Below are 12,443 nucleotides of genomic sequence, written 5' to 3'. Positions count from 1 at the left end.
CTTCCAAGGCAATACATGCTAATAATTCCGGAATAATCCCCATTGAATTCGGGAAATTCTAAGTTTGCAGCCGGTTGAAAGCAATAATTAATTTAGATGAAAGGCGGAGTGGCAATTTTGGGAAGAATGTAATAGGGAGTGATGGAAGAAAACATGACAAGATTTAATCGGCTACTGAGCAGCAGGCTGATTTGGGCAATGTTGATTATCAGCGCCATCTTTGCATTTTGTCTTTCTCCCCAATTCCGAAGTATTTACGGTCTTCCCATGCATATCCGGATTATTGAAGGTGAGACGGCTCTGTTTGACGTCAATTTGCCGCTTACCGTAAATGTCAGGCAAGACGACGTCAGCATTCGTGTACAGACTTATGAGTCTTTACCGATCATTGCGTTGTCGCGCCCAGTATCACTTGAACCTGTCAAGCTCGGTCAATCCACTGTAGAATTTAAGTTATTCGGAATAATACCCTTCCGCACTGTTCAGGTAGATGTACTACCGCCTATTAAACTGATTCCAGGAGGCCACTCCATTGGCGTAGTGCTCAGATCTCAAGGTGTTATTGTTGTCGGTAATTCACCAGTACTAAATATGCAGGGCCAGTACGTGACTCCTGCAAAAGATGCAGGAATAGCAATAGGGGATGTTATTATTAGTATTAATGGCATTCCTGTTCAAAGTGATACCCAAGTAGCCGAAATTATCGATGAAAGCGGCAAGAGTAAACGTAGTGTCGACATTTTGCTCAAGCGAACAGAAGGACAACAGCATGTAAGTGTATCGCCAGCACTGTGCCATGATACCAAACGCTATCGTATAGGCCTTTTTGTACGTGATAGTGCGGCCGGAGTAGGGACACTATCTTTTTATGAGCCGGAATCAAAAATATATGGAGCTCTCGGTCATATTATTACTGATAGTGACACTAATCAGCCCATAGATTGTGAGCAAGGCAAAATTGTCCTAGCGACAGTATCTGGGATTCAACAAGGAAAAAGAGGCCATCCCGGGGAGAAAATCGGTGTTTTTATCGAAGAAGATCAACTGTTAGGCAATATCAGTAAGAATACCCCATTCGGAATTTACGGTGAGCTTAATTCCAAACTACTAAATGAGAGATATCCTCAGGCAATTCCAATAGCCTCCATGAGCCAAATCCAAGTGGGACCTGCCGAAATGCTGACAGTAGTTGACGGGCAAACAATTGAACAATTCACTATTGAAATCCAAAAAATCAATCTGCAAGAGGCACCCGAAAGCAAAGGATTAGTAATCAAAGTAACTGATCCAAAACTAATAGAAAAAACCGGCGGCATAGTGCAGGGAATGAGTGGAAGTCCTATAATTCAAAACGGTAAAATCGTCGGTGCCGTTACACATGTATTTGTGCATGATCCAACAAGCGGCTACGGTTGCTTTGTAGATTGGATGCTAATGGAAAGTGGTATCATTCCAAAAAAAGGGCGGCAAACTGCCAGAAAACTATTTACGTTTTCTGGCAGTTTTTATGCATTATATATTTTTTAACTTATTCGGCATTCAGAAATAGCGTAAAACTACTTGTCACAATCTACGACTGTCTATATAATTAAGATAAGATTTAGAATTTTGCTTAAATAAATTGGTTTTTTTTTCCAAACAAGGAAGGAATTGACGAATGCTTGTCGAATAAATTTAATTATACAGATATACGAAGTTAGCAGGGAGGATTCCGATGGTAATGGTAAGAGAGACAATCAAGGTAGCTATCGCTGACGACAACAAAGAGTTTTCGGAAATTTTGCAGGAGTATCTTAACCGAGAACCTGATATTGAGTTAGTTGGTGTGGCATTTAATGGCGAACAAATGTTATCGATTCTCGAAGAAAAATTGCCGGATGTCATAGTTTTGGATATCATTATGCCGCACTTAGATGGCATTGGCGTATTAGAACGTATTAATGCGTCACATAGTAAGCGTCCTAAAATTATAATGCTTACTGCATTTGGGCAAGAGAGCATAACCCAGCGGGTAGTAGAACTAGGTGCAGATTATTATGTGTTAAAACCTTTCAATATGGATGTGCTTATCAATAGAATCCGGCAACTGGCTGGGACCATAATTACCACACGCCCTGTTGCCGCAGCTACTATGCAAGTAGTTAAGGCTCGTCCTATGGACGTAGAAGTAACCAATATTATTAGAGAAATTGGTATTCCCGCCCATATCAAAGGTTACCAATATCTTCGTGACGCAATTATGATGATAATTTCTGAAGTTGAATTATTAGGAGCTGTAACCAAAGTTCTCTATCCAATGATTGCTGAGAAATACTCTACTACACCAAGCCGGGTAGAACGCGCTATCCGTCACGCCATTGAGGTCGCTTGGAACCGTGGAAATATTGAAATGATTAATAAGTTGTTTGGGTACACGATCAAACTTGATAAAGGCAAACCTACTAATTCAGAATTTATGGCCATGATTGCTGACAAACTACGCATGGAAATGCGGGCCAGCTAGCTAAAGAGACAAACCTTGCTAGACAAACACGTCTGCAGGGTTTGTTTTTTTGTCCTGTTAGAAAGTATAACTTTCCGTCTGGATAAGGGCAACATCGGCTTCCGCTTTCGCCAAGGCTCGGCGCAAGCCGTGTTTTCTTTATTGCAGGATTTTTTCTCCCGGCAATGAATAAAATAACTATTGTCATTTAAAATTTGGATATGGAGGCTAACTATGCAGCAATATAAGATATTAGCAATTAACCCAGGTTCAACCTCGACCAAAATAGCTGTATATACGAATGAACGAATAGAGTTTGAACAGGTTATACGCCATAGCACTGATGAAATTAAGCCATTTATTAAAATTTATGACCAATATGATTATCGGCGGCAATTGGTTGAAAAAGCGCTGGCGGATCATGATGTTAAGGTCAGCACTTTGTCAGCCGTTGTCGGACGAGGCGGGCCCCTGAAACCCATGGATAGTGGTACATATAGCGTTAATGACACTATGGCCGATGATTTAAAAGTTGGTGTACAAACCGAGCATGCCTCAAACCTTGGTGGTCTCTTAGCAAGAGGGATCGCCAGTCGGTCGGGAATACCCGCTTTTATTGTTGATCCAGTGAGTGTAGATGAATTCGAACCGTTAGCCAGGATTACAGGATTGCCCGAGATGTCTCGCCGCAGCCTGTTTCACGCCCTCAATTTAAAAGCGGTGGCTCATAGGGTGGCCAAGGATTTAGGAAAAGATTATAATTCCCTCACCTTTATTCTAGTTCACCTTGGTGGTGGAATTTCAGTTGGTGTGCAACGTGGCGGTCGCATGATTGATGTAACAAACCCTAATGACGCAGGCCCTTTTTCACCAGAGCGCGCTGGTGGATTACCTACACATGAGTTGGTCAAAATGTGTTTTTCCGGTAAATACACTCTTGATGACATTAAAAAGAAACTGGTTGGCAATGCTGGTCTGGTAGCGCATCTTGGTACCAACGACGGGCGTGAGATAGAAAGCCGTATTGAGGGCGGCGACGCTCACGCAGCACTTATTTACGAAGCCATGGCTTATCAGGTAGCTAAAGAGATTGGTGCAATGGCGACCGTGGTACATGGCAGTGTTGATGGTATTGTTTTAACTGGCGGATTGGCTCACTCAAAAAGATTGACTAATATGATCCAGAATCGTGTAGCATTTATAAGTCAGGTACTGATTTATCCCGGGGAGGACGAATTGCAAGCACTGGTGGAAGGCGCTCTAAGGATTTTGCGAGGTGAAGAGCAGCCTAAAATATATGAGTAGCAGGTAGGGAATTGTATGGAAGATAATCGAATAACAATTTTTCTAGGGGAATTTGGCAGCGGCAAGACAGAACTTGCCGTCAATTATGCTCTTAAACTACAACAGGCAGGACAGCAAACAGCCATCGTTGATATGGACTTGATAAAACCCTATTTTCGCACCAGGGAAAATAAGGAGTTGCTTGAAAAAAACGGAGTTAAGGTTGTTGCCCCTGATTCCCGTTTATCTCATGCAGATCTCCCTGTTATACCACATAATTTAGTCGAGATTTTCTCACAGACTAATACTCAGGTTGTTATGGATGTTGGCGGAGGGGAATCAGCCATTGCATTGGGACAATTAAAACGTTATTTTGATCAATCCAGCTATCAGGCGTTATTGGTTGTTAACACGAAGCGGCCGTTTACCAGTAGTACGGAGGGTATTATCAATATACTGCGCCGTATCGAACAAGTTTCACGGCTCACAATCAGCGGTTTGGTCAGTAATGCGAATCTTGGCCCTGAGACAACTAGTGAACATATACAAGAAGGATTGGTTATTGTTGAGCAGGCAGCCAAAGCGATGACCTTACCTGTTAAATGGGTTGTGGTCCCTGATTGGCTTGAACAAACTGTTCAAGCCAGCGTGCCGCTATTTATTCTCAAACCTTACACTCATTATCCATGGATGGATTAATATTAATTAATGCATAGTTTTGTTAACAACATCCCGCAAATTAATATACTCTTTGCTTAGATTGCGTAATTCTTTCAGTAAATCTTTAATTTTTCCGCTAAAATATAAGCCGTTTTTGGCAACCATTTTCATTGGACATCCCTCCCTATGGAGGTAATATATGATCGTTACTGGTGTTATATACCATAAAAGTTGGAGGTCAGTATGCCGCATACTAAAACAGATTTTCATGAAACACTGATAAATTCGACCCGCCTCTTTGAGGGGAAAATTATAAATCTAAGACGGGATGAAGTTATGCTTCCTAATGGAAAAACCGGAACGCGGGAAGTGGTAGAACATCCAGGAGCAGTTGCCATTGTACCAATAACTAACGATGGCAGGGTTATTCTAGTTCGGCAGTTTCGTCATCCGGTACAACAGGTAATGCTTGAGGTTCCTGCTGGCAAACTTGACCCAGGTGAAAGACCAGAAGCTTGCGCACTCAGGGAACTGGCAGAGGAAACTGGTTTTGTTGCCAACAATCTTCGCAAGTTGACAGCAATGTATACAACACCCGGTTTTTCCAACGAGGTGATCCATGTATATTTAGCTGAAGGTTTAGTCGAATCTGATAAACAGCCTGATGAAGACGAGTTTATCAATACCGAAACCTATACTTCGGAACAAATTCGAGAAATGATTATTAGTGGCGAAATCTGTGACGCTAAGAGTTTAGTTGCATTGTATCTGGCGGGGATATAACTGCATGCTTAATCAATATTTTGCCGACCTGCACATTCATGTTGGGATGAATGAAAGCGGTAAATGGGTCAAGATTCCTACGTCCCGCCGGTTAACAGTACGCGGGATTTTACAGGAAGCAGCTGAACGCAAGGGGATGGATATCGTCGGCATTGTGGACGCGTTATCCCCGCTTGTACTTGCAGATATAAAGCGGCTGACTGATGAAGGGTTACTTGTTTCTGTTAGTGGCGGTGGTTATCTCTATAAAGATAGTACATTGCTTGTACTTGGCGCTGAAATTGAAACAAGGGAACCAGGTGGTGGCTTAGCACATACGCTGATATTTGTTCCTGATATTCAGACAATGTCGGCTTTTTCGTCCTATATGAGCCAGTTCATCCGTAATATCAGTCTTAGTTCGCAGAATGCTCATATGCCACTAAAGCAGCTTATCAATATCGCCAGTAGTTTTAACTCGCTCATTGTACCGGCTCATGTCTTTACACCCCATAAAAGCTTATATGGGGTATGCTGTGACCGGCTGGCACATATTCTGTCTGATCAGGAGATGAATAAGCTGGCCGCTATTGAGTTGGGGCTAAGTGCTGATAGCGATATGGCGGACAGAATTAGCGAGTTGTCTGGGTATACGTTTATAACTAATTCGGATGCTCATTCTTTAGATAAAATAGCTCGTGAATACAATGTTCTTGCTATGTCCGGATTGTCTTTTCAAGAGCTGTCCTGGGCTTTGGCCCGCACAGAGGGCCGGAGAATTAAAGGTAACTATGGTCTTGATCCGCGTCTGGGGAAATATCATCGTACTTTTTGTACCGGTTGTGGCTATATTGATACTGGTGGTTTTACCGATCACCAATGCCCAGAGTGTGCTGGCAATAGCTTGGTTAAAGGGGTGTTTGACCGGATTAACCAGATTGCTGATTACCCAGAACCTCATCATCCGCCTCATCGACCATGCTATTTCTATCAGATACCGCTAGAGTTCATACCTGGTCTTGGGAAAATAAGTATAAATAAACTGCTAGCCGAGTTTAAGACAGAAATGAATATTGTGCATTATACCAGCCATGCCGAATTAGTCAGAGTCGGTGGCAGTAAAATAGCAGATTTTATTATTAGCGCTCGGGCTGGGACAGCCACTATTGCTGCCGGCGGCGGCGGCATTTATGGGAGACTGGTTAAAATGTAATAGCAATAGGTCTAAACAGTTTTAGTGGGACATATATTGTAGCAGGTACTGGCAGGGAGGTACATGCATGCTAAAACTTCTTCGCAAGAATGCTGCCGATTATGTCCGCGCGAATATTGTTGCTTATTTTTTTATGATTCTTATTTTTGTTATTGGGATAGTTTTTGGAGCAATGGCTGTAAAGACGCTGCCTGATGAACAAAAAACCGAGCTTATCGGTTACTTGCGGGTTTTCTTTCAAGGATTAGTCGAGCCTCAAAATACAGCAGGTGATACTCAATCACTATTAGCTGGTGTATTGATTAATAACATGAAAGTAATCGGTCTTATGTGGCTGTTAGGTTTTACAATTGTTGGAATACCCTTTGTTTTGTTTTTGGTTTGTTTGCGGGGGTTTGTTATTGGTTTCACTGTCGGTTTCTTAGTTAATGAGTACATAATGAGAGGTTTATTATTCGCCGTAGTTTCAGTGTTACCTCACAATTTTCTCGCTGTACCAGCTATTTTAGCGACAGGAGTATCGGCGACAACTTTTTCATTGATGTTGGTGCGACGCAATAGAAGTAAAGATAATCTATTTTACAACTCGATTGCGTATTCGATTTTTTGTCTAGCCATGCTTGTCGTAATGCTAGGCGCTGCTCTGGTAGAAGTATATGTCTCGCCAGTGTTTATGAAAACAGTGGCGCAAATGATTGTCAAGTAATAAGAAGGCTGCATTATGTGCAGTCTTTTTTATTATTTATTATAGTAAGCTTTCAAAGTACGAATAAACCTTCTATTTGATGAATAAGTATGATATTAAGTTAAGACAGAGCTCGTGAAAGATATACTCGGAGGGGAGGGAGGTAGAGGCGCATGGTAGTGACATTTTCTTTGCGCAGTATCATAAAAAAGTCCAAGTTATATGTAAAAATCGTCCTATTAACGCTTATTATCTTCTACATTCTGCCCAAACTGATGACTATGTTTTGGGAGTTAAATAATCCAGGTCTAAAGATACGCGACCAGCACCTGTTGGAAAAACCATTACGGGTTATGGCGATTTCCAATTCGGTAAATTTATAGCGTGACATAATTTAGCAGTCATTAACAAAAAATTACTAAAACTTTACGAAACAATAGAGACAAATAAAGGAAAAGTAAACTTCATGTTGAATAGAGTAGCTTAGACCAGATACTGTAATTGTTAGCTGGAAATCTGGGAAGAAAAAAGGGTGGTTAAAAAAATGGAATCGTATGTTAATGAATTTATTAACTATCTTGCAGTTGAGCGGGGATTAGCTCAAAATACGCTCGAATCATATGGACGGGATTTACGGCAGTTTCAAACATATTTGCAAAATAGTCAATTAGATTTTTTACAAAATTCTAACCGTGACACCATCCTAAACTATCTAAATAATCTTCAAGTAAAAGGTCGGGCTGTTTCCACGATATCCCGCAATCTTGCTGCGATAAAATCCTTTTATCAATATCTTGTGAGAGAACGCCATCTAGAAAAAGATCCTGCTGTAAATTTAGAGTCACCCAAGCTTGAGAAAAAACTGCCGAAAATTCTTAGTATCACCGAAGTGGAAGAATTGTTAAAGCAGCCCAATACCTTTCAGCCTACCGGTCTTAGGGATAAAGCTATGCTAGAACTGTTATATGCCACCGGCATCAGAGTCTCTGAATTGATATCGCTCAATATATCTGATGTAAACCTTGATATGGGATATATTAAGTGTTACGGAAAAGGCGCCAAGGAGCGTATTGTGCCACTAGGCTCAATTGCTGCTAAGTGTGTTCAGGAGTACATAGCTAAAGGCCGCCCCAAACTAGTACGTACCTACGAAGAAGCATCACTCTTTGTTAACCATCATGGCAACAGACTGACTCGTCAGGGCTTCTGGAAAATTATTAAGAAATATGCGATGGAAGCAAATATTACTAAAGAAATTACACCTCACACTCTGCGCCATTCATTTGCTACGCATCTTCTTGAAAATGGAGCAGATTTGCGCTCTGTTCAGGAAATGTTAGGGCATGCAGATATATCGACTACCCAAATATATACTCATGTAACTAAAAACCGTTTGAAAGAAGTATATGATAAGACACATCCTCGCGCATAATAAGGTTAGAATACTTTACAGAGGAGCCGTAAACCTTGTTCAAACGAATATTTGTTATTGTCCTTGACAGTGTGGGTATCGGAGCTATGCCTGACGCTAACGACTATGGCGATGTCGGAGCTAATACGCTGGTGCATGTCGCCGATGTTAAGGGCGGACTCAATTTGCCGATATTGGCAAGTATGGGGCTTGGTTTGATTGAACCCTTTGCCGGTATGCCGGCAATTACCCACCCTATTGCTGCTTTTGGTAAAATGGCTGAACTGTCTAAAGGCAAGGATACAACAAGTGGTCACTGGGAATTAGCCGGATGCCCGCTGTTTACCTCTTTTCCGGTCTACCCTGATGGATTTCCGTCTGAAGTTATTGAAAAATTTAAAATTTATTCAGGCTATGGCGTTTTAGGTAATAAAGCGGCATCTGGAACCGAGATTATTGCCGAGCTAGGAGAGCAACATATGCTAACAGGCCAGCCGATAGTGTATACATCGGCTGACAGCGTTTTTCAGATTGCCGCTCATGAAGAAGTTATTCCACTTGCACGGTTATATGAATTATGTAAAATAGCCAGAGAACAGGTTTGTATTGGCGAGCACGCCGTAGGCCGGATTATTGCCAGACCGTTTATCGGGAGATTGGGCAGTTTTACCCGTACTGCTAACCGCCACGATTATAGCTTAGAACCGCCGGCAGCAACAGTGCTTGACATACTGAAACAAGCCGGTTTTGCCGTCATTGGCATTGGTAAAATTGCTGATATTTATGCCAACCGCGGGTTGACACAATCATATCCAACGAAGTCTAATAAACACGGTATGGAGATTATAACCGATTTGGCCGGACAGAGTATGCCTGATGGCCTTATTATGGCAAACCTTGTTGATTTTGACAGTGTCTATGGACATCGTAACGATGCTATTGGTTATGCCCGAGCTCTTGAAGAATTTGACTCTGCACTAGCTGTCTTTAAATCTAAGTTAACTAATAGCGATTTATTAATTATTACAGCTGATCATGGCTGTGATCCAACTGTTCAGGGAACTGACCACACTCGTGAATATGTGCCGCTTTTAGCTTATCACCATGGCTTAGCACAAAGTCAAATGGCAGTCAACTTGGGGGTAAGAGGAACTTTTGCAGATATTGGAGCTACTATTGCGGCTAACTTTTCCTTGCCACCTTTGACTTATGGGCAATGTTTTTTAAACGACCTGCTTGAGGAGAATGAATAGTGCGTGCTACTGATATAATTGCAAAAAAGCGCGATGGTATTGAGCTATTAGACAGCGAAATTGAGTGGCTAATCAAGGCATACACCGCAGATGAGATACCTGATTACCAGATGTCTGCTTGGCTGATGGCAGTGTTTTTCCGAGGTATGACAGATCAGGAAACAGCCGCGCTCACTATGGCTATGGCGAAGTCTGGTGAGATGGTGGATTTAAGCTTAGTTCCAGGAATAAAGGTGGACAAGCATAGTACTGGCGGGGTAGCAGACACAACTACTCTGATACTTGCGCCACTAGTCGCGGCTGCTGGGGTGCCGGTGGCTAAAATGTCAGGGCGGGGGCTGGGATTTACTGGTGGTACAATTGATAAACTTGAGGCTATTCCCGGCTTTAAGTCCACGCTTGAACGTCATGAATTTATTGATAATTTGAAAAAATATAGTATTGCAGTAACCGGCCAATCAGCCGCAATTGCGCCAGCTGACGGCAAGCTGTATGCCCTCAGGGATGTCACGGCTACTATAGAGAGTATCCCGCTTATTGCGTCATCGATTATGAGTAAGAAGATTGCTTCAGGCGCCGACAAAATAGTCTTGGATGTCAAAGTTGGCAGTGGCGCTTTTATGAAAAATAAAGCTGATGCGATTACACTGGCCGAGACTATGGTGCGAATTGGTCAACTTGTTGGCAGGGAGACGGTTGCTGTATTAACAAGTATGGAAGAGCCTCTGGGAGCAGCTATCGGTAATAGCTTAGAGGTCAAAGAGGCGATTGAGGTATTGTCAGGACGTGGTGAGCCAGCCCTTAAAGAGGTTTGCCTTGTACTTGCCTCGCAGATGCTGGTACTGGGCGGTAAAGCGCTCACGCCGGAAGCTGCACGTGGTCAGCTTAATGCCCTCATTGACAGTAAGCAGGCCCTGGCTAAATTTGGCGAATTTATTTCTGCCCAAGGTGGTGAAGTTGGGATAGTAAGCAATACCGCTAATTTACCACAGGCCCGCTATGCTTTGGAGGTTACCAGTTCCTGTCAGGGTTATGTCAAAACTATAAATGCTGCCCAAATTGGCTATGCTGCCATGCGGCTGGGGGCAGGTAGAGAATATAAGGGACAGGCCATTGACCTAGCTGCAGGGGTCATACTAAAATGCAGGATAGGCCAGTATATCAGTAAAAATCAGCCATTGGCAACAATATATAGCAATGATGATTCCCGCTTGGAGCAAGCTGCATTAGTCGTAAAACAGGCTGTTAGCATTGACTCCCAGACTGTTGCCAGGCCGCCGCTGATATTAGGATTGGTTGCTAAAAATGGGTTCGTGATCGACTGACATTATGTCAGTCGATTTTTTGTTTGAATTTCCCTGTTTAAGTGGTTTTAATATGGGAAACTATAACTTTAAAAGAAAGGAGTGTTATCATTGATTCGAAAAACTGCGCTGGTGACGTTACTGTTCTTTGTTTTGGCTGTTACAACTGCTTTTAGTGCACCGGCAGCGCCGGTAAAACCACAATCTAGCACACAATTGGATACTAGTGCTGTATCGGCTGTGGTAATGGACGAAAACGGTACCGTACTTTTTGAAAAAGACCCGCATAAGCGACTGCCTCCTGCCAGTGTAACTAAAATTATGACTTTACTCTTGGCTGTTGAAGCTGTTGAACAAGGTCGCATTAACCTTGCTGATGAAATTTATGCAAGTGAAAATGCCTGGCGGCAAGGAGGGTCGCAGATCTGGCTCGAACCTGGTGAAAAAATGACTGTAAAAGATATGATGGCTGCTGTGGCAGTTGTTAGCGCTAACGATGCCGCCGTTGCGCTAATGGAACATATCTATGGCAGCGAGCAGTCTGCAGTTGAAGCCATGAATAAACGAACTGAAACTCTTGGTCTGGCAAACACTCACTTTAATAATGTGAATGGTTTGCCAACAACTGACCATTACATGAGTGCTTATGACGCCGCCTTAATTGCCAAAGAGGCGGTAGCCCATCCACTATACATGGATATGTGCGGTATCAAAGAAACATGGCTTAGAGATGGAAAAAATTGGCTAGTAAATACTAATAAACTACTATGGTGGTATAAAGGAGGCGATGGTCTCAAAACCGGCTGGACTGAAGAAGCAAAATACTGTTTTGTCGGAACGGCCAAACGCGATGGTTTACGGCTAATTTCGGCAGTTTTTGCTACACCCGAACCGCGTTCTCATTTGCGGGAAAGTATGAAACTTCTTGATTGGGGTTTTGCTAATTTTTCAGCGGTGCCCATTGTCACCCAAGGTACAGTTGTTGAACGGCTCAAAGTCAATAAAGGCGTAGATAAAGAAATTCAGTTGGTAGCAGCTCAAGATTTAAATTTAATCATTGGTAAAGGGCAAAACAAGAATCTGCAAAAGAAGATAGTTGCAGAGCCTACTGTAAATGCCCCAGTGGCAGAAGGTCAAAAATGCGGGGAACTTATCGTCCTTAAGGACGGTAAAGAAGTAGGCAAGGTTGATTTGCTTGCCGAAAAAGCAGTAGCTAAAGCTAGTTTGATGAGAATTTTCCAAAATATAATTACGAATATGTTTAATATCTCATAAGAAAAGACTTGGCTTGTGCCAAGTCCTTCAGGACGCTGGCAGAAGCCTTAGTCGTTCTTATGTCAACAGAATTGCGTTATAAATTCTGGTAGACTAAAGAAAACACGGCTTGCG

General features: G+C 42.5%; 13 protein-coding genes. 12 read left to right on the top strand and 1 reads right to left on the bottom strand.

The annotated features are described in order from the left end of the window. Positions 1–153 precede the first annotated feature (153 nt). From spoIVB to B9A22_RS07675, 4 genes are all read left to right on the top strand, one after another. The gene (gene spoIVB, locus B9A22_RS07690) at positions 154–1,527 is read left to right on the top strand and encodes a SpoIVB peptidase (RefSeq protein WP_245823879.1); all 1,374 of its coding nucleotides are present in this window, start codon (positions 154–156) and stop codon (positions 1,525–1,527) included. A gap of 187 nt (positions 1,528–1,714) precedes the next feature. Continuing rightward, the gene (gene spo0A / locus B9A22_RS07685) at positions 1,715–2,503 is read left to right on the top strand and encodes a sporulation transcription factor Spo0A (protein ID WP_245823877.1); all 789 of its coding nucleotides are present in this window, start codon (positions 1,715–1,717) and stop codon (positions 2,501–2,503) included. 213 nt (positions 2,504–2,716) lie between these two features. Next, positions 2,717–3,787 carry a butyrate kinase gene (gene buk / locus B9A22_RS07680; RefSeq protein ID WP_084575131.1) on the top strand — a complete coding sequence of 357 codons (1,071 nt, stop codon included), beginning with the start codon at positions 2,717–2,719 and terminating at the stop codon, positions 3,785–3,787. A 15-nt stretch (positions 3,788–3,802) separates the two neighbouring features. Next, positions 3,803–4,465, top strand: coding sequence for a hypothetical protein (locus B9A22_RS07675; RefSeq protein WP_084575130.1), 663 nt, complete (start codon positions 3,803–3,805; stop codon positions 4,463–4,465). Positions 4,466–4,471: 6 nt separating this feature from the next. Here B9A22_RS07675 and B9A22_RS26285 read toward each other — a convergent pair whose 3' ends face one another. After that, positions 4,472–4,597, bottom strand: a complete 126-nt coding sequence (locus tag B9A22_RS26285; protein WP_281252367.1) for a hypothetical protein — start codon at positions 4,595–4,597, stop codon at positions 4,472–4,474. Positions 4,598–4,669: 72 nt separating this feature from the next. Between B9A22_RS26285 and B9A22_RS07670 the strand changes: the two genes are divergently transcribed. From B9A22_RS07670 to B9A22_RS07635, 8 genes are all read left to right on the top strand, one after another. After that, positions 4,670–5,209 carry an NUDIX hydrolase gene (locus tag B9A22_RS07670; protein WP_084575129.1) on the top strand — a complete coding sequence of 180 codons (540 nt, stop codon included), beginning with the start codon at positions 4,670–4,672 and terminating at the stop codon, positions 5,207–5,209. A 4-nt stretch (positions 5,210–5,213) separates the two neighbouring features. After that, positions 5,214–6,401 carry an endonuclease Q family protein gene (locus B9A22_RS07665; RefSeq protein WP_084575128.1) on the top strand — a complete coding sequence of 396 codons (1,188 nt, stop codon included), beginning with the start codon at positions 5,214–5,216 and terminating at the stop codon, positions 6,399–6,401. Between the two features lie 67 nt (positions 6,402–6,468). Beyond that, complete coding sequence (gene spoIIM, locus B9A22_RS07660; RefSeq protein ID WP_084575127.1) at positions 6,469–7,107, top strand: stage II sporulation protein M; 639 nt, start codon at positions 6,469–6,471, stop codon at positions 7,105–7,107. Positions 7,108–7,259: 152 nt separating this feature from the next. Continuing rightward, on the top strand, positions 7,260–7,469 hold the full coding sequence (locus B9A22_RS07655) for a hypothetical protein (RefSeq protein ID WP_084575126.1): 210 nt from the start codon (positions 7,260–7,262) through the stop codon (positions 7,467–7,469). 161 nt (positions 7,470–7,630) lie between these two features. Beyond that, a complete protein-coding gene (gene xerD, locus B9A22_RS07650; protein ID WP_084575125.1) occupies positions 7,631–8,518 on the top strand; it encodes a site-specific tyrosine recombinase XerD in 888 nt (295 codons plus the stop codon). Between the two features lie 35 nt (positions 8,519–8,553). After that, complete coding sequence (locus B9A22_RS07645) at positions 8,554–9,750, top strand: phosphopentomutase (RefSeq protein ID WP_084575124.1); 1,197 nt, start codon at positions 8,554–8,556, stop codon at positions 9,748–9,750. Next, positions 9,750–11,075: a pyrimidine-nucleoside phosphorylase gene (locus B9A22_RS07640; protein ID WP_084575123.1), complete on the top strand. Its 1,326-nt coding sequence runs from the start codon at positions 9,750–9,752 to the stop codon at positions 11,073–11,075. The genes B9A22_RS07645 and B9A22_RS07640 overlap by 1 nt, the downstream gene beginning before the upstream one ends. Positions 11,076–11,156: 81 nt before the next feature. Beyond that, positions 11,157–12,329: a D-alanyl-D-alanine carboxypeptidase family protein gene (locus tag B9A22_RS07635; protein WP_084575122.1), complete on the top strand. Its 1,173-nt coding sequence runs from the start codon at positions 11,157–11,159 to the stop codon at positions 12,327–12,329. Positions 12,330–12,443: the final 114 nt, after the last annotated feature.

The organism is Sporomusa malonica (genome assembly GCF_900176355.1).
GTDB classification, from domain to species: domain Bacteria; phylum Bacillota; class Negativicutes; order Sporomusales; family Sporomusaceae; genus Sporomusa; species Sporomusa malonica.
Note: the sequence above shows the minus strand (reverse complement) of the source record. Positions and strands in the feature narration are given on the sequence as shown.